Origin of the sequence: Glutamicibacter arilaitensis Re117, assembly GCF_000197735.1 — a bacterium.
Taxonomy (GTDB): Bacteria; Actinomycetota; Actinomycetes; order Actinomycetales; family Micrococcaceae; genus Glutamicibacter; species Glutamicibacter arilaitensis.
The window spans coordinates 407,181-430,766 of sequence record NC_014550.1; the positions used below are offsets into that span (position 1 = coordinate 407,181).

The 23,586-nt window shown below is 62.5% G+C and carries 22 protein-coding genes; 2 read left to right on the forward strand and 20 right to left on the reverse strand.

Annotation, left to right across the window (positions count from 1 at the left end; all coding sequences use genetic code 11):
- Positions 1–254 precede the first annotated feature (254 nt).
- The gene (locus tag AARI_RS02290) at positions 255–1,889 is read left to right on the forward strand and encodes an ABC-F family ATP-binding cassette domain-containing protein (protein ID WP_322786097.1); all 1,635 of its coding nucleotides are present in this window, start codon (positions 255–257) and stop codon (positions 1,887–1,889) included.
- 35 nt (positions 1,890–1,924) lie between these two features.
- Here AARI_RS02290 and AARI_RS02295 read toward each other — a convergent pair whose 3' ends face one another.
- From AARI_RS02295 to AARI_RS02310, 4 genes are all read right to left on the reverse strand, one after another.
- The gene (locus AARI_RS02295; protein WP_041649257.1) at positions 1,925–2,899 is read right to left on the reverse strand and encodes a zinc-dependent alcohol dehydrogenase family protein; all 975 of its coding nucleotides are present in this window, start codon (positions 2,897–2,899) and stop codon (positions 1,925–1,927) included.
- A gap of 71 nt (positions 2,900–2,970) precedes the next feature.
- Positions 2,971–4,446 carry an SCO6880 family protein gene (locus AARI_RS02300; RefSeq protein WP_013347766.1) on the reverse strand — a complete coding sequence of 492 codons (1,476 nt, stop codon included), beginning with the start codon at positions 4,444–4,446 and terminating at the stop codon, positions 2,971–2,973.
- 6 nt (positions 4,447–4,452) lie between these two features.
- Entirely contained in the window at positions 4,453–5,883 is a 1,431-nt protein-coding gene (locus tag AARI_RS02305; RefSeq protein ID WP_013347767.1) for a hypothetical protein, read from the reverse strand.
- A 43-nt stretch (positions 5,884–5,926) separates the two neighbouring features.
- Positions 5,927–6,199 carry a DUF6112 family protein gene (locus AARI_RS02310; protein ID WP_049862703.1) on the reverse strand — a complete coding sequence of 91 codons (273 nt, stop codon included), beginning with the start codon at positions 6,197–6,199 and terminating at the stop codon, positions 5,927–5,929.
- 189 nt (positions 6,200–6,388) lie between these two features.
- Between AARI_RS02310 and AARI_RS02315 the strand changes: the two genes are divergently transcribed.
- Entirely contained in the window at positions 6,389–6,994 is a 606-nt protein-coding gene (locus tag AARI_RS02315; protein ID WP_013347769.1) for a class I SAM-dependent methyltransferase, read from the forward strand.
- Here AARI_RS02315 and AARI_RS02320 read toward each other — a convergent pair whose 3' ends face one another.
- From AARI_RS02320 to AARI_RS02390, 16 genes are all read right to left on the reverse strand, one after another.
- A complete protein-coding gene (locus AARI_RS02320) occupies positions 6,995–7,261 on the reverse strand; it encodes a DUF6112 family protein (protein ID WP_013347770.1) in 267 nt (88 codons plus the stop codon). It lies immediately after the preceding gene.
- Positions 7,262–7,263: 2 nt separating this feature from the next.
- Complete coding sequence (locus tag AARI_RS02325; protein ID WP_041648350.1) at positions 7,264–8,877, reverse strand: M23 family metallopeptidase; 1,614 nt, start codon at positions 8,875–8,877, stop codon at positions 7,264–7,266.
- 15 nt (positions 8,878–8,892) lie between these two features.
- Positions 8,893–9,573, reverse strand: coding sequence for a hypothetical protein (locus AARI_RS02330; protein WP_041648353.1), 681 nt, complete (start codon positions 9,571–9,573; stop codon positions 8,893–8,895).
- A 42-nt stretch (positions 9,574–9,615) separates the two neighbouring features.
- On the reverse strand, positions 9,616–10,713 hold the full coding sequence (locus AARI_RS02335) for a ParB N-terminal domain-containing protein (protein WP_157867067.1): 1,098 nt from the start codon (positions 10,711–10,713) through the stop codon (positions 9,616–9,618).
- Positions 10,706–11,632, reverse strand: coding sequence for a hypothetical protein (locus AARI_RS02340; protein ID WP_013347774.1), 927 nt, complete (start codon positions 11,630–11,632; stop codon positions 10,706–10,708). Before AARI_RS02340 ends, AARI_RS02335 begins: the two co-directional genes overlap by 8 nt.
- Positions 11,633–11,638: 6 nt before the next feature.
- Positions 11,639–12,073 carry a hypothetical protein gene (locus tag AARI_RS19535; RefSeq protein ID WP_013347775.1) on the reverse strand — a complete coding sequence of 145 codons (435 nt, stop codon included), beginning with the start codon at positions 12,071–12,073 and terminating at the stop codon, positions 11,639–11,641.
- A complete protein-coding gene (locus tag AARI_RS02345) occupies positions 12,070–12,801 on the reverse strand; it encodes a DUF2637 domain-containing protein (protein ID WP_013347776.1) in 732 nt (243 codons plus the stop codon). Before AARI_RS02345 ends, AARI_RS19535 begins: the two co-directional genes overlap by 4 nt.
- Positions 12,798–13,703 (reverse strand): bifunctional DNA primase/polymerase, encoded by a 906-nt coding sequence (locus tag AARI_RS02350; protein WP_013347777.1) that lies wholly within the window; start codon positions 13,701–13,703, stop codon positions 12,798–12,800. Before AARI_RS02350 ends, AARI_RS02345 begins: the two co-directional genes overlap by 4 nt.
- Position 13,704: 1 nt before the next feature.
- Positions 13,705–14,796, reverse strand: a complete 1,092-nt coding sequence (locus AARI_RS02355; RefSeq protein ID WP_013347778.1) for an ArdC-like ssDNA-binding domain-containing protein — start codon at positions 14,794–14,796, stop codon at positions 13,705–13,707.
- A gap of 234 nt (positions 14,797–15,030) precedes the next feature.
- Positions 15,031–15,987, reverse strand: a complete 957-nt coding sequence (locus AARI_RS02360) for a helix-turn-helix domain-containing protein (protein ID WP_013347779.1) — start codon at positions 15,985–15,987, stop codon at positions 15,031–15,033.
- 4 nt (positions 15,988–15,991) lie between these two features.
- On the reverse strand, positions 15,992–17,299 hold the full coding sequence (locus AARI_RS02365; RefSeq protein WP_013347780.1) for an MFS transporter: 1,308 nt from the start codon (positions 17,297–17,299) through the stop codon (positions 15,992–15,994).
- A gap of 78 nt (positions 17,300–17,377) precedes the next feature.
- On the reverse strand, positions 17,378–18,964 hold the full coding sequence (locus AARI_RS02370; RefSeq protein WP_013347781.1) for an ABC transporter ATP-binding protein: 1,587 nt from the start codon (positions 18,962–18,964) through the stop codon (positions 17,378–17,380).
- Positions 18,961–20,568, reverse strand: coding sequence for an ATP-binding cassette domain-containing protein (locus AARI_RS02375; protein WP_006822428.1), 1,608 nt, complete (start codon positions 20,566–20,568; stop codon positions 18,961–18,963). The genes AARI_RS02370 and AARI_RS02375 overlap by 4 nt, the downstream gene beginning before the upstream one ends.
- Positions 20,568–21,452, reverse strand: coding sequence for an ABC transporter ATP-binding protein (locus tag AARI_RS02380; RefSeq protein WP_006822427.1), 885 nt, complete (start codon positions 21,450–21,452; stop codon positions 20,568–20,570). Before AARI_RS02380 ends, AARI_RS02375 begins: the two co-directional genes overlap by 1 nt.
- Positions 21,449–22,528 carry a FecCD family ABC transporter permease gene (locus AARI_RS02385; RefSeq protein ID WP_006822426.1) on the reverse strand — a complete coding sequence of 360 codons (1,080 nt, stop codon included), beginning with the start codon at positions 22,526–22,528 and terminating at the stop codon, positions 21,449–21,451. Before AARI_RS02385 ends, AARI_RS02380 begins: the two co-directional genes overlap by 4 nt.
- Positions 22,525–23,583, reverse strand: a complete 1,059-nt coding sequence (locus AARI_RS02390) for a FecCD family ABC transporter permease (RefSeq protein WP_006822425.1) — start codon at positions 23,581–23,583, stop codon at positions 22,525–22,527. The genes AARI_RS02385 and AARI_RS02390 overlap by 4 nt, the downstream gene beginning before the upstream one ends.
- Positions 23,584–23,586 lie beyond the last annotated feature (3 nt).

Below are 23,586 nucleotides of genomic sequence, written 5' to 3' on the forward strand. Positions count from 1 at the left end.
TTTCGTGCCGCGTTCTAGATCACCTCTGATTCGTTCGACTTGAGCATGTGAGGAGTCTTGATAGGGTGGAGTCGTGAGCATCTGAACGTTTCCAGACCTGCGTCCGAGGCCGTCTGCCCGGCAGGTTTCGTCACGTCTTCAGGATTCTCTTCATGCCTCACCTACTTCCGACATCTTCGTTCACCGCTACCGGTTCACACTTACGAGTCGACGGCATCTCGTTCTCATACCCAGATCGGCGAGTCCTCACGGATGTGTCGTTTGTCGTATCTGCTGGCGACCGGGTTGGTCTGATCGGTGAGAACGGATCAGGCAAATCCACTCTGCTTCGAGTGATTGCCGGAGCCCTGGAACCAGCGACAGGCGCGGTCACGGTGAACGCGCCAGATAGTCATATGCCCAAGATCGGGCTCCTCCACCAGGAACCGCCGTTCTCAACGAGCGCCACTATTGCCGAAGCGCTTGAGCAAGCGGTCGCCCCCTTGCGTCGGGTAGTGGAAGAGGTGAGCGCGCTCGGAGTTGCCCTTTCATCCAGGCCCGAGGATCAGGCCGCCAGCGACGCGTACGCACACGCCCTGGATACTGCTGAGCGTCTTGGGGCATGGGACGTCGATGCGCGAATCTCGGCGATGCTGACTGGGCTTGGGCTCGATGGCATCGACCGCAACAGGCTCACCGGTTCTCTTTCGGGTGGGCAGCGTGCCCGGCTTGCCCTTGCGTGGCTGCTGTTGAAGGCTCCGGATGTACTGCTGCTTGATGAACCGACAAATCATCTTGACGATGCCGCCACCGCTTATCTTGTCGGCGTGCTGTCCTCGTGGCGCGGACCATTGCTCGTCGCTAGCCACGATCGCACATTCCTTGATGAGGTGGTCACATCACTGCTCGATCTCGACCCCTCACCGATTCCTCACGCAGTCGCAGGCCCGCTGGTTCAAGATGGCACCGGCACCGCCATTGGGGCCACCCGCTTCACCGGTAACTACACTGACTACCTCATCGTCAGCGCCGATGTGCGAAGAGGGTGGGAGCGACAGTATCGAGACGAGCAGGCCGAACTGTCCCGGCTCCGTGCGACCGTCAAGGATCAACAGACGGTAGGCCATGCTGACTGGAAACCACGATCCGAAGTTCGCATGGCACAAAAATTCTACGCCGACCGCAACGCGCAGGTCGTTGCCCGCCGTGTCAATGATGCTCGCGCACGCCTGGAAGAACTCGAAGACCGACAAATTCGGAAACCGCCACAAGAACTCGAATTCATGGGTCTCACCGCTGCCGGGGAACCACACATCGTGGGAGCGCTCGAACCCGTTTTTACCACCGCGAACGTGACGGTGCGGAATCGGCTCACAGCCACCTCGCTGAGCATCAGTCGAGGTGAGAAATGGCTCATCACCGGCCCGAACGGGTCAGGCAAATCAACCCTGCTGAGCCTACTCGCCGGAACCTTGGAACCCAGCGCTGGACAGGTGACCCGCTCCCCAAACGACCGCATACGTTTACTCGCGCAGGAGACCACCCTGCCCGACCCTCACAACCGCGGGCCCGGGCGCACAACGGGACAGACTTATGTGGACCTTGTCGGTGCTGAGCTGGCTGCGAAGGTGCCGCTGAGCACCTTCGGTTTGATTCCCGCCCGTGATCTGAACCGATCCGTGGTCGAACTCAGCGTCGGACAGCAGCGTCGCCTTGCTCTCGCCGCGCTTCTGGCCGACCCACCCGAAATCCTGCTCCTTGACGAACCCACGAACCACTTCTCGCTCAGCCTCGTCACGGCTCTCGAAAACGCGCTCACCGACTATCCCGGAACCATCGTGATTGCTTCGCACGATCGGTGGCTTCGCCGACGATGGACAGGGCGTCAATTCGAGATTCCGGCTCGATAGATGGGCTCCAATAGCGATCGGTCAGCAACGAACTGTTAAGCGTATGAAATCAGCACTTTCCCTGGAGTGACGCCGGACTGATCTGTGAGCATGGCCGGAAGCCCAGACAACGGAACGCTTGCGGCAATTTCGGTATGTAAACGTCCGGCCCGCATGTGCTCAAACACAGGTGTGAACAACGCAGGAAGGCGCTCTCGGGCGTGTGAGTGGATCGTGTCACGCAAACGAAACATCTCCACTCGCTTGCTTTCACCACTGGTAAAGCACTCAGAAGGTAGTGGTTCTCCCGACAATAGACCATAGTGAACGAGTACACCGCCAGGAGCCAGATGTCGCATGAGCGTCGCGCCGAGTTGTCCTCCTACGCAGTCAAAAATGAGATCGAACTTCTTCCCGTTATGTTTCTGTAACTGTTTCGCCCAGTTTGCATGACTGGTTTCGATGACATCGCTCCAGTGGTCACGATTGGCGACGGTGCTTCCGGGTGTGCCGCGGATGATGCCCACTGGTTGGATGCCACGGATGTAAAGAAATTCAGCGAGGTGGCTTGCAATCGTTGTCGTTGCACCAGTAATCGCTACTTGACCTGTTTGATCCGAGCAGTGTTGCTCAACCATGAGCCATGCTGTGAGCGGATTAATATAGGCGAAGCAAGCCTTGGTGTCGGGAATGTCATCGGGCACTGGAACGCACCACGAGTAGGCAGTCAATTTGACTTCTTGCCAGTTCCCAGCAGAACCAATCGGGAGTACTCGTTTTCCCAGAGCCTCAACGGGAACGCCAGGCCCGACGCTTTCGATAATGCCGACACCTTCAAACCCGGGGATGAAGGGGAACTGGGTGCGCGAACCGTACGCGCCAGAAACAGTGACCGCGTCTGAGGGATTTATCGTGCTGGCAATCATCCGAACAGTGACTTCTCCCTCGCCTGGCACGCCAGGATCTGGGATATTGTGCAAGGCTAAGACGTCGCTGAGTATTCCTGGTCTCTCCGCGAGAACCGCCTGCATCAGCACCGTCGCCTCCTACTCAGTTGCCACTCCCCAAATTCTAGTTCAGCACGTCTGAGACTGAGCCTTGGTTAGACGGTGCGCGCGAGCGGGAGGGCTGCGACGGTGAAGGCTTGGGCCTGATGCCCGACAAGGCGACGGGTCTCACACGATGCTTGGATTGCGGCCTGCTCGACGGCTGCGACCGCGGCTTCGAGGTCATCTTGTGAGGGGGCGGAGATGTTGATGAGGCCGGTGTAGCGCAGGATGCCGTGCCCGGAGGTGAGGTCGGCTTCTTGTTGGAGCACGTCCTGGTATTCAGCAGTTTGTCCGGCGTCTTCGATCTGCCCGATCTTCTGCCGCTGCGCCGCGTCACTGATGTATTCGGTCTTCTTCTTCCGAATATCCCGTGCCGCCTGATCCGACCTGATCGGTGTACACACCAGCGAGAACGAGCGCTGAATCCCCGTCGAGAGCAGTATCGGGGCGAGGAACCCCGGATAGACAAGTGAGCGTGGCCATTCGCTGATCCACAACACCGCATGATGCGCCGAGTCCGACCGCAGCTGGTCCCAGGTTTCGGTGACCGCGACCGGACCCGCGGTGGCAAGATCACGGCCCAGGTCACCATGACGTTCCAGCGTCGCGGCGATAGCCGGGTCATAGGCGCTGCGCAGGATGACGGCGATCTCACCGGGGGTGAGCCATTCCGAGGGGGTGAGGTCTGCTGCGCGCAGCGCGGCGACGAGGGTGGTCATTTCCTGCCGAAGCACTGCGGCAGCGCCGCGTAGGCCGCCGCCTGCGGTGCGGATTTGCCGGGCCGCGGTGCGCATATCGAGCGCGAGCGACAACGTGGTGGCATGGCGTTCCCCGGCGGGGCCTGCCCGTTCGATGAGTTCGGCATACGTAGTCGCCGTCCACGAATCGTCGTGGTGGCCGTGGGAGGCCCACCATTCGGCAAGCCCCGACCCGGAATCTGGGAGGGTGCGTTCGAGCACCTGCAAACGCGCGATCCGCCCGGAACGGCAAGTGGTAGCGAGGACGCGGCCCCAGGCGGTGACGCGGCGTTCTTGTTCACCGGGGTCGAGGAGCACGAACGCGGGATGCGAGAGGCCGATGATCGCGGTGAGGGTGTGTTGGTGCGGGTCGTGAATCATCGCTGCCCCCGTTTCTGGGTCCACATACTCCCGCAGCGCGGCGGCGTCACCGGGGAGGGCGAGTGTGCCCGCTGGGCGCGGTTTGACGATACGGCGGCGATACAACAGCTGCCCGATGCTGACCCGCCATACCCATCTGAATCCGACCGGCACCCACTCGATGAGTTTCCGGCCCCCAGCGGGCACCCACGTGAGCACGGCTGCAAGCAGCCAGATCGGTGCGGCGTACGCGATGAGGAGGCCGCCACCGGCATACAGCGCCGCGACGATCGAGAGGATACCGATGGCGAGGGTGATCAGTTGCGGCAGCGACAGGCCAAGGAGGATGCCGCGGCGGGTGAGCCGGGAGAATTTCACCGCCGACAACTCGTAGTCATCGCGGCGACGGTCGTGTTCGTGTTTGCGTGCCATAACGGGTTACTCCTTCGGTTTCGGGGACGACGGCGGTGCCGGTGGTGGTGTCGCCTTCGCAGGTGGCGCGGGCGGCGCAGGTGATGCTGAACGCGCCGTACCAGGTGTTGGCTGTGCCGGGGCATTCGGTGCGGGAGGCGGTGCCGTGTCTTGTGCTGCACCTGCGTGGGCCTCTGCTTGTCCACCGACCGCGGACCCGGCTTTGGGACCAGCGGTGGCGGCTCCCTTGACCACCTGCGCGCCGATCACTGCGGCTGCGGCAGGGCCAGCCGCAGCCGCCCCTGCGCCAGCACTGGCTCCCGCGCCTCCGGCTCCTGCACCCGCGCTTCCAGCTGACGCACCCGCCGAGGTGCCACCGGCGGCAGCGCCCTTCCCAGCCCCAGCGGCCGTACCCGAAGACGAACCACCACCACCGGTCCTTGCTGATGCCGATGATCCACCCCCAGACTTTCCGCCGGAGCTGCCAGCGTCATCAAGAACTTTCTTCGGCCCGTCCCCGGCCGGTTTCGCGACGGTTGGGACGGGACGGTTCATCGCCGATTTCGCTTCCTGCTCACTCGACATCGCGTGGTACATATCAAAGCCGACAAAGGAGATGAACTTGTACGCCATATAGGGTGCGAACGCGGCAATCAGCATGAGCACGATTCCCGCTATCGGGTCCGCAATGGACGCCAAGTCGAGGTCGATGGGGGCAGAGACTTGGGTGATCGCGACGAGGAAGATCACCACCAGCACAAGCTTCGAGGCAATCAGGGCGATGACGAAAGCTGCCCATTTGGTGAACCATCCCTTGGTGGCATCCCAGGATGCTCCGGCCAGGGCAATGGGGGCGAATACGATCGCCACCAATAGGAGCGCTTTGCGGATGAGCAGGCTGAACCAGACGATCGCCGCGGCACTGATCGCAAGCCCTGCGAGGAAGATCGTGATGATCGCCCCCACCCCTGGGGCGGCGATATTGATACCGACAAGCCCCGCGGCAAGCAGGGCGATACGGTCACCCATACCTTCCATCGTGTTGCCAGTGGCCTGCACGATCCCGATCGTGAGCTGATCGGTGATCTCCAACAGCAGTCCGGTGATGCTGATAGCGACAAACGATCCGAGGACGGCTTTGGCGAGCCCGAGGGCGGCGCGGCTGAGGGCGGTGGGATCGCGGCGGATGAGTCCGGTGATCAGTTGCAGACAGAAGAAGATGAGCATGATGAACACCGCCACACCGAAGAGCACGTTGTACACCCCGATATAGCCGGGGTCAGACACGTCCACCAGGGTGGTGGTGTCAAACACGCTCCAGACGGCCTCGAACAGCCATCCGGCGGCTTGGCCCATGGCTTGGGCGAGCCAGTCGAATGGTGCAGAGACGAGGGTGGCGGCCGCTTCACCGGCCACGTCGCACACGTTGGAGATGACGGGGATGTCGCAGATCGCCACCGCACATCACACCCTTCCTAAAAACAGTTGCTCGTGCTGGGGGTTAGACGGACTGGCCGACGTTCCAGAAGAAATTGATCAGCGTCACCGATGCGCCGCAGATGATCGCCGCCCCACAAGAGACGAGGACACCGATCTTCCCGCGACCAGCCAGGTGCGGGTTGCTGCTGTTTGCGCCGAATCCCCACACGATCGCCGACACAATCAGCGCCAACACGCTGAGGATGAGGCCAACGGTCATGACCGCGCCAACGATGGTGCGCAACTGGTTAATGCCCGGAAGCCCGGAACTGTTGGGATCGATATCGATCTGCATCGGCAACAGAGCCGAGAGGACCGGTGTGGCTTCTGCCAGGACGGTGAGGGTGTTCACGATGGAGGCTCCTTCAATCAGGGGAAGCACAGTGCTTCTCCCAAAGCAGGTGCACACCCGTCGCCCGCTGCACGTTCGGGTTTCTCCGTGTGGGAATGAGACGAGAAGGTTCAGGGTTCGTATGCTGAGGAGGTGACCGTAGACCGAGTTCGAGATGCTTACGCCTATAGGGCGAGTGAGTACATTGATCTGCTCGGCTCTATCGATGCCACCGCTACCGAGGATCAGGAACTGGTCGGCGCGTGGTCACAAAAGCGTGATGGACTCATTTTGGACGTGGGGTGCGGCCCTGGGCAGTGGACGAACTTCCTTCATGCCACCGGCGCAGAAGTAGTTGGCATCGACCCCGTGCACGAGTTTGTTGTGGATGCACAGGCCCGTTACCCGCAGGTGGACTACCGGCTCGGTCAGGCCGAAAACCTCGATGTGCCCGATGCGAGTGTCGCAGGGATTCTAGCTTGGTACTCCCTGATCCACACCAACCCAAGCGACCTCGGTGCAGTACTAGACGAGTTTGCCCGGGTATTGCGCCCAGGCGGGAGTCTGCTGCTCGGCTTCTTTGAAGGACCGGAACTCATGCCATTCGACCACGCGGTAACTACGGCGTATTTCTGGCCGATACCCGAACTGACACACCGGCTCGATCAGGCAAGATTCACCGTTACCGAGACACAGACGCGCACTGACGAAGGATCACGCCCTCACGGCGCAATCATTGCCCGAAGGGAACACGTTTAGCTACAAGGTGGAGCCGAGGTTGATGAGCCAATTCACCCAGGTCACTGCGCCACCGGCGAGGACCGCAGCACCCAGCGCAGTCCAGGCCCCGATACGGGCTTTCGATGCTGCACCGTGGTGACCGTTCGCGGTCGCGATCGCCCACGTGACGCCGCAGATGATGAGCATGAGCACGGCGATGATGAGTACAAACGTCAGCAGCGCACCGATCACTGCTGTGAGGCCGCCTGCACCGCCGACGCCACCGAAATCGGGAAACACATCCATGGTCAGGCTCCTTCTTTGACGGTGATGTGGAGGTGGTCGAAATGGCCCCCGGTGATATCGGCGGGGTCGTGCATGCCGCCACCGTGATAGGGCCGCCACCCTTCGACGTCTTGGGCGAGGGACCAGATGCGTCCCTGCCAGATCAGATACTCCACCCCGAGCGTTTCGGCGTGAGTTTTGAGCCAGTTGGTGACCGCCCACCCACTCTCGAGTGACGCCCCGGTAGCGGCTTGGCCGATGCGGTTGCCGAATGTCACATCACAGGCCCGTCCGAGCGGATGCTCGGATCGTGTGCCGGGGCGTGGCGAGTAGCAACCCCAGCCGGTGCCCGCGAAAGCGATTCGGGTGTGGGTCATGACGTGCAGCATCCGGGCCGTGATCTGCCCGCCACTGGTGGGATCATCCACCATGACATCCGGCTCACCGGCCATCCCGCCGGGTGCGGGGGCGTCTCCGCCTGCGGCGCAACCAGGGCCAGGGGTCTGGCCGCCGCCTGTTTCGGTTGCGCCGTGTTCTGACAGCCAGGCGTCCGCGTCAATGGTGTCGCTGCCCGTGCTGCCGGGACGAACCTCGAAATGCAGGTGCGCCCCCGTGGAGCGGCCAGACGATCCGACATCGCCGATGTGGGTGCCTGCGGTGACAGTCTGCCCGGGCGTGACGTGGATGCCGTGCTGCCACATGTGCGCATACGCGGTACGCAGCGCCTGCCCGCTGACGGTGTGCTCGATGATGATCAGTCCGCCGTACCCGCCAGTGAATTCTGCGACCGTGACCCGCCCGTCGGCGGCGGCATAGATCGGGGTGCCGTCGGCCGCGCCGTAGTCGGAACCGGAATGGAAGGAACGCTCTCCGGTGAAGGGGTCTGACCGCCACCCCCACGCACTGGTTCTCGTCCACGTTCCTGCCGGGAGCGGAAACACGATCCGGCTCGTCTCCGGCACCGACCCTGCCTCACCACCAGCACCTGGCGCAGGGCGCGTCAGTGCGGTGAGGATCGCTTCGGCGACCGGCTGATAGTTCTGGTACCGGTCCGGGTAGGCGGACACTTCGACGGCTTGGGCGGCTGCGCCCATATCCATCTGCTGCCAACCGGGAATATCGAGCAGCCCCCGCGGGGAGGGATAGTTCGGCCCCGTAGGCCCGCCATAGAAGGCGCGGGCCTGGTAGGTGGTGTCCATGAGGTCCGCGACCGTGCCCCATCCGGCCTGCGGGCGCATTTGAAACAATCCCAGCGAGTCGTGGTCGGAGCCGTTGCCGTCGTTCGGATAGTCCCCGGATTCGGGGTAGGTGCCGGTGTTCGCCAGTTGCCGGAGCGTGGACTCCGTGAGCGCTGCCATGAGTGCGATGGTCACCCCACGGGTGTCGATCCCGTCGGTTTGCCCGCCGACGGTGTTGATCGTTGCCGCATGGGTGAGCTGTTTCCGGTTCAGGGTGTACCGTTCACCGTTCTTTGTCGTCACGTCGAGCGAGTCCGGGATGGGTCCGACAGTTAAGGACATGCCGGGAAGACACGAGGCTTGCGCGGCGGGGTTCATCACCAGCCCAATGCCTAAGAGCACGACGGTGGGACCAAAGCACACGGCCGCAATGACGAGAGCGGCAAGGATTTTGCGCATACCGGACACCAGCCTTTACGTCAGGGGCTCGTCGACGCGGGACAAGCGCAGCAGACGGCAGTGATCGAAGGTCGGCTGGCAGGTGATGAACATCGTGAACGCCACTGGCCGCGAGGACTCCACCGGCTCCGTACCCCAGATGCCTTCACGGTGACGAGTGCCCGTCACGGTGTACGCAGTCGTGCCCGGGAGGAGCTGGCCGGGTGCGGCTTGGGCTTCGGCATCCGCCCACGCGGCGGGTATGTAGAGGTCGTCAATGGTCAGCCATTGGGACGTCTGATGGGTGCGCAGCTGTGCCCACTGCTCTGGGGAGGGCAGGTAGGTGCGCACGTCAGCGGCAAGCCCTGCGGTCTCGGTCCCGGTGGGATCCCCGACATCGACAATGACCTGCGCATATTCCGAGGACTGGTAACCACTGGCCGTATCCCACGTGAACAGTGCCAGTGCCACGTCACGCGCGAAATCCTCAGCACGGGTGGTGTCGCGAATCTCGTTCGGCCCAGTCTTCGTCGCCGGATGCCGTGGCGACGGGGCCACTGTGTCAGTCTGGCCGCTGGGTTCGGGGTCGAGGCTGCTGGTGTGGGGGCCGCGGATCAGGCCGTAGACGCCGATGCCTGCAAGCACCACGACGGCAAGGGCACCTGCGATGGCCGCGATGAGCACGCGGCGATGCTTCAAAACAGTGGAAGAGTTCATACCTCCCAGGTGCACTACCCGCCCACGAGCGATGGGTTTCAGCTAGGCGATGACCCTCGCCGCAGCATCCTGGGCGACGCGTGCTGTGGTGCGGTGTTCCGCGATCTGGCGGGCGAAGTTCACGGTGCCCTCGATCGTTTCTTGAAACGCCTCGTGTTCCTCATCCGTGAGAGCGTGCGCGATGTCGGCGACGTCGTAGTGCAGCCACCAGGCAGCCATTTCAGACCACATGACCCGGAATGCCCGCACCGGAAACTGCGGCACCGTTCCCTCATCGGGTTTGGGGGCGGGGCGAAGCGGCCTCGGCTTCTGTGTCTTGGTTTGTTCTTTCACCCGGCGCAAAGCTTCTACGGCCAGCCGTTCCAATTCGGCGGCCTTCACATCGGCGGGCGTCTCCCGAAGACTGTGGGCGGCAACCTGCGCGTGATGTCGCACGATCTCATCGACATCGGTGTCGTTGGCGATCCGTTCCAACTCCGCCACCGAAGTATGGGCATTGAGGCGTTGGAATGCTGGGGAGACCGGGGAGCCAGTATCGATGGCGGCAAGCTCGGCACGTGCCCGCTGCCGCACTTCCTCACTCTGATCGGGGTTCTCGGCCAGAGTCTGGAGATGGGCGATGCGTTCCAGCCGCTGCGAAGAGTCCGTCCCGGTGATCAGGCGGGCGGCCTGTTCCCGCGCATCACCCTTCATCCCGTACGGTCCCGGTGACTCACCGGCACCGGCCTGCCCAGGCTGTTTCCCGCCTGTGCCGAACTGCGTCGCTGCCTGTCGTTGTGCGGCTTCTTCAGCCATGATTTCTTTGAGTTCCCGATACAAGGTGGCTTGCTCGGTCGGGGTCAGCGGTTTATGCAGCAGGTTGTCGTCCTGCTCGGCAAGTAGTGCACCGAGCCGGTCCGTTATCCCCGAACGCACCCACACGTTCACGGTCCGCCAACCCAACTGTTTGATCGCCGCCAGCCGCCGCGCCCCGCACACGAGCACCCCGTCGGGGGTGATTGTCACCGGCTGTAAGAGCCCGTCACGCTTAATGGATGCGATCAGTTGCGCGAGATCGCCGTAGTCGGTGCGGTGCCGGGTACCGATGGTGATGGAATCGACGGTGCGTTCCAGGCCGATGAAACCGTTGCGTTCACTCACGACCACCACCCCTGACCGGGATAGACGCCGTGATCGTCAGCACCAGATCGTCATCCCGCAGCAGAACGGGCACTGGTTCACCGATGAGTAGCCGCAGCAACACCCCGCGCCCGTGGGAGGTACCGACATAGACAGGTTCGGGGTTCCCGAGCACCGTGCGCAGCAGCCCGTGCCAAGACGAGGCGGGAAGATCAAGGAGTGCACGAGCGTGTTTGTCACGGCGTAGCGCTTCAAACGCGGTGGCGCGGTTTCCGGCGCGGGCGAGCCGTTCACAGATGTAGTCGATGCTGGCTTTGACGGTGGGTTCGGGCCAGCCAAGCGCGGTGAACAGGGCGACCGTGTCACTTACCGCCGAGACGGCGAGCACCTGCTCACTTTCCGGGGAAACCGGATCATGACCGACCTCACTGTCGTGGTCGTGGTGGTGGAACGCGGGATGGTAATCGGTGAGTGGGTTCTCCCGGTCGCTGAATCGTTCGGCATCATGAAACACCGAAAACTGCGGGCGGCGAGCCTGGTGGGTGGAGCAGAGCATCCCGTTCGCGCGGGCTTCGGCAATGCAGGTGATCTGCACCGCCCGAGTGACCACACCCCAAGGGTCATTAGCCCGCAACACTGAGGGGGTGCGCATCACGTCGAATGCCGCTGAGGCTGCCTCCCACGCATCCAAGCCGTGCTTCCTGGCGAGGGGTGCGTATTTGGTGGCGGTGTAGTCCATGAGCGCAGGAACGTCACGGTCACTGCGCCAGGCGGCCTTACCTGCGTCGTGGATTCGTGTGAGAAGGCTGCGCAGGCCTTCTCCGGTAGTGAAATCTATATGTGCCGCTGCGGTTGTGGTCATGATGGTGGCACCTCCTGACAGACAGGTGCGCACCACCTCCCACAGATCCTGGTCCAGCACGATTGCGGTGCTCGTCATAACGCATCACCGGGCCATCCCCACACCCGACCGCTGTGGTGCCGATACTCCGTGGGGACGGGGGCGACCGAACGCCGATAGTGGTGGAAGCTTGCTGACACGGTTCGAGATCGCCGTTCGTGACGCTGCGACGGTCTGCACCGGGAATCGTCTGATCCGGCGGTGCAGTTCCGCTTCAAAACTGATCCCACGCCCCGCCAGCTGCGCAGTCGATGCCGACAACGCGTCGGACAGGCGCATCCAGGCGACGCTGCGCGGATCGAACCGATCCACACCACGCGCCGTGACCGTTCTGCTCTTCAGAGAAGGATCATTTCGGCGGGCCAGCTCCGACACATCCTCGTGCGGCGACCCTCCAGCCGTACCGGGTTCTGTTGCGCGCGATGTGGTTTGCGGGGGCTCGGTCTCATAAGTGACGTGGGCAGGTTGCTTGGTATTCATGGTGATGTCTCCTGTTCATTCGTGATGGAAAGCTGTTGGGGCAGCCAACGCCCCACAGTCGAGGGGTGCACCCCGAAATGTGTGGCGATGCGCTTGTTAGACCAGCCCTGCTCGCGCAGCCCAGCCGCAACCGCACGCCGGTCCAGCTCACCCGGATCGGGGCTGACTGCCGAGGCCTCATCAGTGGACGGCGGCGTCGCAGCGCTACAAGAGTCAGGAACGGGAAGCCACGCGGCATCCTCCTGGTCGTTATCGCTATCTGCTTCGTCGACGAGTTCCAGGGTGGTCGCGGCGGTGGACGGGAAATTGTTCGGGGCGATCGGGCGCGTGAGGATGACGGTCAGATGCGTGATCGCAAGGAGCACCAGTGGCGGCACTGCGGCAACAGCGGCGGCCAGTAGCCCTGGTACGCCGGCGTCGGCGGCGATGACAGCGTGCAACGCATTCGCGGTCACGGATACGAGCGCACCTGCGGCCAGTAGCATCCACGGATACCAGGCCGCACGGTGACCAGCTAAAGCAACGACGGAGACGGTGGCGACGACGATAATGCCGTCCACGATCAACGGCCACGCCCACGCTTGATCTTCACTAATCCCAGACCTGCGTGCGAGGTCTGCCAGTGCGGTGAATGACAACCAGAACGCGCCAAGGGCGATCAGCACGGTTCCTGCCACGGCGGTGCTCACCGCGAGCCGCCCACCACGCCGCAACATCGGGGTCGTCATGCAATCACCCGGCCCACAGCGGGTTGCGGTGGAGAACGACGCGGTGCCGGTTCATCGCTTGTTGATCGGTGATATGCGGGGTCGGTGGTGCGGTATGCGGAGCGGATCGTGGTGGTGATCTCTCGCGCTCCCAGTCCTGCGTGTGCCGCCGCAGGTCCCAGCACCGCGAGCGTGTCACCAACGGCAGTGTTGTTTTCGGCGAGACGGCACGCAGCCCAGAACAAGCCCAGGTTGCGTTCGCCCTCACCCAGGGCTGCGACCCACTGTCCGAGACGCTGCACATCTAGACCCCGACGCGTTGTCATCTGATCTCGGTGGGTAAGTGCGGGGCGTGGGTCAAGGAAGTTCCGCAGGCGAGACGCATCTACCGGCGAAGGCTCGACCAGGCCGGTGCTTTGCAGTTCATACGGTCTCAAGTGTCCATCGGGCTGGCGCACTTGTGACGGCGGGGCGAGAACATAGCCGCCGGTGCCGCGAAAATCGATATGCGCCATGGGTGCCTGCCACGAAGGCTGCTCCCGCGAGGTACCGGCGGGAAAATAGACGTGTAACCCGCCCGACGGGGTGCGCACCAGAGCCGCCCACCCGTGCACGAGTCCTTCGCGGCGTGCCCGCTGGAACGCCGGGACCCCAGAACCGGTTGAACCGATATCAATGTCTACGACATCGATGCCTGAGGCGGGCCCGGTGGGGATCGCGAGATTCGCGCTCGGCCACCGATCCCACCACGCCGATACCTGGTCCAGATCGTTGGCCGCGTCGTGGAAGCCACGTCTGGTCAGGGGACGTTTTTCACCTGGCACGCATGGAAACACCGGCACCCCGGCAGACGCGAGCGATCGCGCAGCATCCGGCAGCCGCAAATGCTGAATGCGGGCGAGAGCATTGAACACGGTCGCCATGTCACAGCCCCCTCACCGGTTCACGGCTACCTACAGCCGAAGACGGTGACGGTGACGGCTCAGGCAATGGTTGAGGGGCGAATCGCTGACGCGCTTCGCGTCGCGATGTATCCCGCACCAGGCCGGGTGGATCACCAGCGCCGACCTGTGCGGTGTTGAGCTGATCGAGAATCTCGGTCGCGGCCTTCCGCACCCGTTCACCGGCAGCCTGTACGACTTCGACCGGGGAGGAGTCCTTCACGGTGCTGGCCCAACCGGTCACGTACGGGATCGTGTAACCAGTGGTGTCCATTCCATGCGCGGCACCCACCATGAGGGCAACCGATTCGGCCTCCACCTCACCAACCCCGCGATGCCCGGACGCGTCAGGATTATTCGGCCCGTGGAGCATCACATGCGCCAACTCATGCGCCAGCGTCTTCACCTGCGCCGCGGGCGGCATGTTCTCCCGCACCGCGACGGTGTTCGCACCGTAGTCGGTGACCCCGTTCGCGCCGTGGATCATGCCCTCATGCGGCACCCGCAGAACGGTGAATCCGCGCGCCTCAATCTGCGCGGCAATGCCTTCCCAGAGTCCAGCGGGGGCTTCGCCTTCCAACAGCACCGGCATCGGGCGTTCGGGAATCGGCTCACCCGAGGTCTGCGAGACATCCCACACATAAGCGGGTTTCACCCCAACGATCTTCGAACGGGCGACCTCACCCGCTCGCGGTTTCTCACCGCGTTCCAACCTGCGCCACGACGCCGCATCGGCAGGAGTTGCCGAAGCGAATCGGGCGGTGACCGGGGCGAAGATCATGTACCCCGACTGGCCCTTATCCACCTGACGACCCAGAGTTTGCCACTGCCGGAACCCCGCCACATACGACGGCTCAGTAACCTGCACCCGGCCAGCCTCGAACGCACCGAGATGCTGGGACCAGATCAGCAAAATGTTATTGAACGACCGCGACCGAAACCTCGCAGCGAAAGCCATCGCACGCTGCCAATCCTCACCAGTCACGAGGCCATCAACCGCACTGGCCAAGCGCTCCTGCAAACCGTCGAGCTTCGCCTCACGCGCTACTCGTGCTTCCTCCCAGTTCTTCGCCATCGCGTCCGCCTCTCCCAGAAACCTGTAGTCACCAGCCACTGCTGTGAGCAGGGCCTGCGACTACCAGGTACGCCGGGAACACATAAGCGACGAGACGGAAGTCAAAGTACGGGACGACCGCCAGGAACAACACTGAACCCGACAGTCCTTACCGTCCTACCAGCCAAAAACCTGCGCCAGACGGCGGTGTCGAAGAAGACGTCCCGAAGGACACCGGAGATGTCCCGTTCCCGGTCATTTCTCGGAGCGGTGCATCCGGCGATATTCGCTCGGCGTCATACCCACACACTGTTGGAATGCCTCATTGGCGCGGCTCCGACTCGCCCAACCAACCCTGCGGGCGGAGGCATCGATCGTCAAGTGAGTTTCACGCAGGAGGTGGGCCATCTCCTCGACCCGCAGCATCGTCAAATATGCCAACGGGGTCTTGCCGTAGGCCTCGGTGAACACGCGCGAGAGTTGTTTCGGGGATAGATGCACCCGAGCTGACAAGACATCCAGGGTCCAGTTCGTGGCGATGTCACTGGCCAGAGTTGCGCGGGTTTGGTGGGCCTCATCTCTGGCCGGTGCGAAATTTCGGCACCTGGGTAGCGTCGGGCGGGAGTGAGCGCGCTGCGTGCGGCTTTGCCGTATCGGCGTGACCTTCACGAACGGAGTGACCACGTCAGCGATAGCGAACCACAGTGCCTGCATGCGATGGAAATGATGCGCGAATCCGCCATCGATGCTGCGCGCGACGAGTTCGTCCAGCCACGGCATCAACATGCCGGTGCGGTCTTCGCCAAGCCGGAGCACTTGCGAGGGTTCGCTGTAGAGAGCCTTAGTGAACCGCTGCGCATCTAAGCGATCGTGCAGCAGCCAGGCGTGTTGCCAGAACACCTGGTCGATCACATAGTCAGTGTCGAGGTAGATCGTGGTGGCGGTGATGTGACCTTCCGGTTCACTGCCACAGAGCACGTTCGCGCCGAGCACCACGACGTCACCGGCCGTGACGATCCGTTGCCCGAACTCACTGAACAGTAGTGCGCTGCCGTCCCGCACTATGATGACTTTCACGCAGTCGTAGGCGATAGGCCCGATTGGGCGATGCAAGGTGCGAGTTCTCGCCAGAACCGGATGGAATCCATGAGCTGACTCGCCTTGCCTGAACTCATACTGCGCCTTGGCAGACCAGGAGCATGCTGGGTCCATACCATCAAATACGCGCTTCGTCGTCGTGAACGGACTCGGGGGTGACGGCCAGCCGCCTATTTGTGGGACTAAACGTCATCACCAGCACAGTCGCAATAGCGGTGGCAATCAGCGGAACGAGGGGCGATAGCGCATACAAGGCAGTCGCGGCAGTGGGCGCAATGATGAACGTGAGCGCATTGGTGGCGGCGACGAGACCTGCCACGCTGCCTTGTTCTGAGGAACCAACTGCAAGCGACACCCCCGCAGCGACACCAGGGATGGCCATCCCAATGCCCACCCCTGTGATGAACATCGCCACCAGCACCGAGGAGGCACCCCAGTCTGGGACCAGGAATAGGATTCCGATGGCGCTGATGACAGCTCCGACACGGATATACCGAACTGGTTGCCACCGCAGGCGCGTCACAGCGATCGCCTGGCTGAGCAAAAGCCCCACCCCCGCGCATACGAATGCGATCCCCGTGACGAGCACTGCCTGTTCGGTGCCCAGGAATAACCGGTCCTGAACCAGGAACCCGACGAGGATCTGGATGAAGCCCAAAGCGGTGTATAGGCCGAAAGAAACAATCAGATACGGCCGCACCCGCGAATCCGTTGCGGAGACCTTCCGGGGTGGTTTTTCTTGAACAGGTACGGAGGTGCGCTTCATCCAGATAGTGACTATGGCGAGAGTCAGCACTAAGAGGATCGGGACTGCCCACAGCGCGACGGGCAGAGAAAATCCGCCGAGCAGGCCACCGATGATGGCACCTGCGATAGATGATGCGCCGACACCCGCACCGATCGCGGCCATGCCACGCACTCGTTCGGTGGGGTCTGGGGTTATGGAGGCAACATAGGCTTGTGCGGTCGGGAGGACGGCCGCTTCGGAAAGACCGAACCACACCCCTCGGACCAGCAGTAGAACCACGAAAACGACCCCAGCGGAAGCAATCCCAAGAAAACGTGCGTGTGCGACAGCTGCGAAGACCACCATCGCCAGGGTCGCGCTACAGATCGTCGAGGTCAAGATCAGTCGTGCACCGACCCGTTGGGATAGCCGCCCCCAAAACGGGCTGGCGACGGCAACGCACAAAGCCGCAACCGATACCCCGACCCCGATCTGCCATTCAGGCATACCGATGACCCGTGACAACGGTGCGATCAGCGGGTTCATGACCGTCATCGCGGTATATGTCAAGAAGACCGTGACAAAGATGATCGGTATCTGGGATGCTGATCGCCCGCGGGTCTTCATTATGGAATCCGGTTCAGCCGAAACGACCGCGTCGTAACCTGCCGCGGAATCACGGTCTTCAGGTTTCTGCATATCCAGCTCACCATCCGCCCATAACTTCAGCGAACTTTTCCGCGCACCATTCACTGCGGCTCAACAGCGGAAGGGATTTCATTTATTTGTGCCACTGGACTCTCCGAGTGCTATGCGAATCGTCGGCTGCCAGGTTGTCTCGGCATCGCGGTGGGTGACGACGATCTTCGTGCATGGAAGCGCGCGGATCGCCTTGGCGATCTTCGCTTCCGTGGCGGTATCGAGGGCGGAGGTCGCCTCGTCGAGAATGAGGATCGGTGCCTGCTTGAGGAGGGCTCGGGCGATCGCGACTCGTTGACGCTCACCGCCTGACAGTGCGTTTCCGTGGTGGCCTACTGATTGCTGAATCCCGAGCGGTGATTGTTCGATGACTTGACCGAGTGCGGCTTGTTTTGCCGCATGGATGATCTCTTCATCGGTGGCCGATGGGTCGCCGAGACGGATGTTGTCGGCCAGTGTTCCGTCGAACACGACGGGATCCTGCGGCACGTAGCCGATCTGTTTCGCGAGATCTTCGTATCGCATGTCTGTGAGGTCGACCCCGCCGAGTTCGATACGCCCATTGTCAGGATCATCGAACCGCATCAGCAGGGAAAGCAGGGTGCTCTTGCCGCTTCCGGTCGGACCAGTGATGATCGTCGTAGAGCCCTCGGGCACCTCGGTAGAGACCCCTTGCAGCACGGTAATGTGCGAGACATCATTCACTGTCATCGCATGGCCGACGCTCTGGACAGATTTGGTCGGCTCGGGTAAGACCGGGGCCGAGAGCACCGCACGGTACCGGTTGATCGTGGTGCGCAATTCGTTGATCGAGACCCCCGCCAGGGCGAGAGCATCCAAAGGTGCAGATGCACGGGCGGTGAGGATGATGAGCGCCAGTGCGGTAGCCGGGTTCTCCATGGCTGTGGACGCGATGAAGAGGAGGAGACCAGCGAGCGGCAGAATGCTCGCGAGACTAGAAACGAAGGTCGCGGGAGTCGATACTTGATTCGTACGCGCGAGCGCAGCCTCATGCGTGTCCCATGTGTCTTCCAGGCGTGACACCGCACGATCTGGCCCTGCGGCGGTCCGCAACAGTTCGAGATGATCGATGAATTCCAGGGATGCCTCCGTTGCGGCCTGCTCGACAGTGTTTCGGCCTGCGTCTGCACGGCTGAGGGCCCGTTGAGCGAACAGCTGCGCGACGAACGCGATGATCACAAGGCCTGCCACCAGAAGCATGGTGAGAGGGCCAGCGACGATCGCGATACCGACAAGCAAGAGAAGCGGGATGAGCGGCGAGAGAATGAACGTCTGCAGCTGATGGGCGGGAACGCTCATCAGGGCGGGGATTGATTGTCCGGCGACCGTGCCGACAAGAGTTCGGTTCTTCTCGGTGAACCACGAGAGTTTGGCGTGGGAGAAGGCCGCGCCAACTCCTTGGAAGAGATCTCCGGCCAGCCTTGCCCCGGTGAGGTAGCCGCTGCGCGAGACGAGCACGGTGATAAACAGGGCGACGGCCGCAGTCGCGATCACCATTCCCGGTGGCTGGTGCTTTGCGATCGCAAGGGCGAGCACGGTGTAGGCCGTCGCCTCGGCCAGCGCGACGAGTGCCCAGCCAAGTGATATGAGTACCAGTCTGCGGCGAGCCGCTGCAGGAAGGGTCTGGGTGTGCTGCGTGTTCATCGGGTTCCTCCGGCTACCGTGACCGAGTTGCCGGTGAGCTTGAGCTGTGCTGTGGCGCCCTCGGCCAGTCCATGATCGTGGGTGACAATCAAGAGCGTCTTCGATTCCTCCATGACGAATGTGTGTAGCTCGCTGACGAGCCGCCCGCTCGTGTCCTTATCCAGCGCGCTGGTGGGTTCATCGAGCAGGATCACACGGGCATCGGTGAGGAACGCGCGGGCGAGTCCGACTCGTTGACGTTCACCGCCCGACAGGGTGGTCGTCGCGGTATCCAGGGGGAGGTCGAGTTGCGCACGTCGAAGCGCGGTGCTGATCTCATCATCGGTGGCCTCTGGGGTCGAGAGCGCGATATTTTCGCGGATCGTCCCGGAGAGCACATCCCCACCTTGTGGAATGAGTAACACCGAGTCGGGTGACGTCTTCTCGCTGTTCGTCTCCCTGTGGGGGTACCGGATCACGCCGCTTTCGAGCGTTTCCAGCCCGGCAATAGTACGTAGCAGCGTGGTCTTGCCGCTGCCACTGGGGCCGGTTATCGCGGTGACTAATCCTGGTGAGAATGTGTGGGAAAGACTGTGGATGAGTGTGCGGTCGTCCTGACCGATCCGCACGTCGACGAGTTCAAGTCCAGGGTCGTCACTGTGATCGGTTGATCCCGTGACGGTCGGTTCGCGGAGTACCGCTGCGATGCGTTCGGCCGCGGCGCTGCCCGCTCGTACATAGTCCAGGCCATGCCCAAGGCGCAGCGCCGGGGTGACCACGGCGAGCCCGAACAGCAGCATGGCGGCGAGCACTGCCGGCTCTTGGTCGTAGCCGATGGCGTAGGCGATCGCATAGGTTGCGACGGCCTGGAGCAGCGCCACCGCTACGGAAGAGAGTGTCGCGACCCGTCGCACCCAGGCGACCATGTTCTCGGTGAACCGGCGTGCTGCGTCGGCATAGTTGGCGGTTGCCCCGGCCTGTGCGCTGTAAATGCGGGACACGCGAATGCCGCGTGCGTAGTCGTCGACAGCGGTCCTGATGTCCGTCATCACACGGACCGTTTCGGTTCCGTGTTTCGCTGAGCTTCGCGGCACGATGAACAGATAGTAGGCTGCGGCCAGCAGGCCAGGGATCAGCGCAATCAGGGTAAGGGGACCCGCCACTGCGACCAGCAGAGTTACTGTCGCGAGGGGCACCACCGCAAGGGTCGCGATTTCCGCGGGCAGATGTGCGACGGTGTGGTGTAGCGCGGCAATGTCTTCGCCTACCAGACGACGCAGCGCGTCAGCGCCATACCGTGAGACCGTGCTCATCGGCATGTGCGCGAGATGGCGAGCGGTATCGCGCCGTAGCCGTGCGGAGAATCTTGCCTCCCCGTGATGTGCGAGCCACGACGAGACGGACAGGAGCAGGCCTCCAATGAGCCAGCAGACACACGCCGAAATCGCATGCGTCAGTGTCACCGCAGCGACGACCTGCACGGTGAACCATAAGGCTCCGACCATCGTGAGGCCACCAAGCGCGGCGGCGGTAACCGCTGCTGTAAGCACAGGGATCGCGGGGCGCAGTGCGGCCGCAATGGGTGAGGCCGGTGCGGCCGCAGGGTCATTGTTGAGTGCGGGCACTATTCGGTGCCTCCTTCCTTGATCGGAGTTTCCTTGTTCCGATGCCGGTCTCGTCCGAGCGGCACCACCTGCGGGGTTCCTGCGACGGGATCAGGAACGACGAGACAGCGCAGACCGAACACCTGCTCGACCAGGTCGGAGGTCAGTACCTCAGCCGGTGGGCCCTCGGCGACGACACCTCCGTCCTTCATCGCGACGAGATGCGTTGCGTAGCGGGCAGCCTGGTTGAGGTCGTGAAGAACGGCGACAAGGGTGTGCCCGGCAAGGTGGAGGTCGGTGAATAGTTCCATCAGCTCGATCTGATGGGTCAGGTCAAGGAACGTCGTCGGCTCGTCCAGCAACAGGATTTCGGTCTGCTGTGCCAGCGCCATCGCGACCCAGACTCGCTGTCGTTGCCCGCCGGAGAGTTCGTCGACGAGCCGGTCTGAGAGTTCATGGATGCCAGTTGCTGCCATCGCGGTAGAGACCGCCTGCTCATCGTCCGGTGTCCACTGTCGGATCAGTTTCTGGTACGGATACCGGCCGCGAGCGACCAGATCAGCGACTCTGATCCCATCGGGAGCGAGCGAGGTCTGCGGTAGCAGTCCCAACTTGCGCGCAACCTCTTTGGCCTTGTAGGAATGGATGTCTTGTCCGTCAAGTACCACCCGCCCTGATCCTGGTTTCAGGAGCCTGGATAGCCCGCGCAGAAGGGTCGACTTGCCGCATGCATTCGGCCCGACGATCACGGTGAAAGACTCATCGGGAATCGACACCGACAGGTTCTCGTTGATGACGCGCTTGTCATAGCCGATCGTGGCATTCACCGTCCACAGTCGACTTGTCGGTACGGTCAACTCGGCGGTGTTAGCAGTGGCGAGGGGGTGAGTGTCCACTCGTGTCATATGCTTCTCCTTGTTTCACGAATAAGGAGCCAGATTAGGTAGAGACCACCCAGGCTCACGGTGATGAGGCCAACCGGAACAGGCCGGTAGACCTGCGCGATCACGAGCGACAGCAACTGCGCGAGAGACAAGAGCGCGGCTCCCATGAACGCGGACGCAGCCACGGTTACCCCGGGTGTCCGTGTCAATCGCCTCGCGAGCTGTGGCGCGGACAGTGCGACGAACCCGATCGGACCGGCAGCAGCTGTCACCAACGCGGTCGTCGCAACTCCCAGGATCAGCAGCAGCGGGCGAGCAACGGAAGCGTTCACCCCCTGAGCGAGTGCCGCGTCGTCACCAAGTTCCAGTTGTCGCAGAGCGGGAGCCAACATCGTCACTCCGATGAAGACAATCAGGCCCCCGATGATGACGGGGACAAGCGAGTGCCATCCGACGCGACTGAGCGACCCGGCCGCCCAGAAACCGACGCTCATCGCATCGGTGATCTCGGCGCGAGTGATGAGGTACGCGTTGATCGATCCCAGCATCGCGGAAACTCCGATGCCGACGATGATGAGGCGGAAACCCTGCACGCCTCCTCGATAGGAGAGCAGATACACCACGATTGCGGTGAGCAGCCCGCCGACCAGAGCTGCTGCGGCGATGTACCAGTACTGATTCGCGCCGATGACAAGGATTGTGAGCACCACGGCCGTGTACGATCCTGCGTCGAAGCCGATTACATCCGGAGATCCCAGGGGGTTGCGGGTCAGCGATTGGAAGATTGCACCGCCGATCCCCAGTAGCGCTCCGAACAGGATTGCCGCGATCGCGATGGGCAGACGCCATTCCGTCACGATCAGGCGATGGAAGTCATCGCCCTGGCCGAAGAGCGACTGGACAACCTGGGCAGTTGTCAGTGGATAGTCACCGATTCCGAGGGACATCACCGCAACGGTCACCGCAACTACGGCGAGGATCGAGTTGATCGCAATGCTCCGTGCGCTGAATCTCAGCGCGACGGCGCGCTGAGTACGGATTGTGCGGTTCCGGTAACCGAAATCGATCTGTCGTGGGATTTGAATAGTGGATTTCATAGCCCGGATGCCTTTCGCCGGCGCACAAGTGCGATGAGGACGGGGGCACCGATGAGTGCGGTGAGCACGCCGGCCTCGATCTCGCCGGGGCGGGTGATCACTCGTCCCAGCACGTCTGCGATGAGCACGATGGAGGGTGCCGCGAGGGCGGTGTAGGCGATGATCCATCGCTGGTCGGGTCCGGTGAACCAGCGCACGATGTGCGGGACCATGAGACCTACGAACGCGATACCTCCGGTGAGCGCTGTTCCGCCACCTGCGAGGAGCGTCACGGCAATGATCCCCAAAATACGAGTGCGGGTGACGCTTGCTCCGAGTGCGGTCGCTTGGTCGTCTCCCAGCGCGACCGCGTTCAAGGAGCTGCTGATCAGTGCGGCTAACAGGATTCCTACCGCCAGAAACGGGGCAACCGAAGCGGTGTCATCGAGTGAGGCGCGCGAGAGGGAACCCAACCCCCAAGCCCGGAAGGAACGGAACGTCTCCTGATCCATCAGTGTCAGAAACGTTGAGAAAGCTGAGAGGACAGCGGCAAGTGCGATGCCTGCGAGCACGAGTGTGACGGGAGATGAGGCGCCTCGTCCCGCTGACCCGATCAGGTAGACGAGCACCGTGGCAAGGATCGCACCGATGAACGAAAACCAGATGTACCCGGTGATTCCTCCGACTCCGAACAACGTCACGCCAACGACAATGGCGAACCCCGCTCCGGCATTTACGCCGAGAATACCGGGATCGGCAAGCGGGTTGCGTGTGATCGCCTGGATGAGCGCGCCCGAAACACCGAATGCCACACCAGCAGCAATCCCCACAACCGTGCGAGGTACTCGTAATGTCCAGACAATGGAGCTTGCCTCGGAGCTATCTGGGGAGAGTACGACCCGCCAGATCTCGCTGATGGGTAACGGGTTCGCGCCGAATGACAGGCTTGCTGCCAGAACCACCACAAGCAACGCGAGCAGCACAATCACACCCGATATTCGACGGTTGCTTGTTGGGAGGTGCCCTTCTCCCAGCGCACTGCACGCCTCGCGCGCACCTACTAACGAAACAGTCATGAC

What these genes read in the sequence shown, in the direction of transcription:
- AARI_RS02370 (WP_013347781.1), bottom strand. Translation starts at nt 18,964, where the DNA reads ATGAACACGCAGCACACCCAGACCCTTCCTGCAGCGGCTCGCCGCAGA.
- AARI_RS02330 (WP_041648353.1), bottom strand. Translation starts at nt 9,573, where the DNA reads ATGAACTCTTCCACTGTTTTGAAGCATCGCCGCGTGCTCATCGCGGCC.
- AARI_RS19535 (WP_013347775.1), bottom strand. Translation starts at nt 12,073, where the DNA reads ATGAATACCAAGCAACCTGCCCACGTCACTTATGAGACCGAGCCCCCG.
- AARI_RS02320 (WP_013347770.1), bottom strand. Translation starts at nt 7,261, where the DNA reads ATGGATGTGTTTCCCGATTTCGGTGGCGTCGGCGGTGCAGGCGGCCTC.
- AARI_RS02340 (WP_013347774.1), bottom strand. Translation starts at nt 11,632, where the DNA reads ATGACGAGCACCGCAATCGTGCTGGACCAGGATCTGTGGGAGGTGGTG.
- AARI_RS02365 (WP_013347780.1), bottom strand. Translation starts at nt 17,299, where the DNA reads ATGCAGAAACCTGAAGACCGTGATTCCGCGGCAGGTTACGACGCGGTC.
- AARI_RS02325 (WP_041648350.1), bottom strand. Translation starts at nt 8,877, where the DNA reads ATGCGCAAAATCCTTGCCGCTCTCGTCATTGCGGCCGTGTGCTTTGGT.
- AARI_RS02300 (WP_013347766.1), bottom strand. Translation starts at nt 4,446, where the DNA reads ATGGCACGCAAACACGAACACGACCGTCGCCGCGATGACTACGAGTTG.
- AARI_RS02355 (WP_013347778.1), bottom strand. Translation starts at nt 14,796, where the DNA reads ATGGCGAAGAACTGGGAGGAAGCACGAGTAGCGCGTGAGGCGAAGCTC.
- AARI_RS02380 (WP_006822427.1), bottom strand. Translation starts at nt 21,452, where the DNA reads ATGACACGAGTGGACACTCACCCCCTCGCCACTGCTAACACCGCCGAG.
- AARI_RS02390 (WP_006822425.1), bottom strand. Translation starts at nt 23,583, where the DNA reads ATGACTGTTTCGTTAGTAGGTGCGCGCGAGGCGTGCAGTGCGCTGGGA.
- AARI_RS02310 (WP_049862703.1), bottom strand. Translation starts at nt 6,199, where the DNA reads ATGCAGATCGATATCGATCCCAACAGTTCCGGGCTTCCGGGCATTAAC.
- AARI_RS02360 (WP_013347779.1), bottom strand. Translation starts at nt 15,987, where the DNA reads ATGGACCCAGCATGCTCCTGGTCTGCCAAGGCGCAGTATGAGTTCAGG.
- AARI_RS02350 (WP_013347777.1), bottom strand. Translation starts at nt 13,703, where the DNA reads ATGGCGACCGTGTTCAATGCTCTCGCCCGCATTCAGCATTTGCGGCTG.
- AARI_RS02295 (WP_041649257.1), bottom strand. Translation starts at nt 2,899, where the DNA reads ATGCAGGCGGTTCTCGCGGAGAGACCAGGAATACTCAGCGACGTCTTA.
- AARI_RS02385 (WP_006822426.1), bottom strand. Translation starts at nt 22,528, where the DNA reads ATGAAATCCACTATTCAAATCCCACGACAGATCGATTTCGGTTACCGG.
- AARI_RS02345 (WP_013347776.1), bottom strand. Translation starts at nt 12,801, where the DNA reads ATGACGACCCCGATGTTGCGGCGTGGTGGGCGGCTCGCGGTGAGCACC.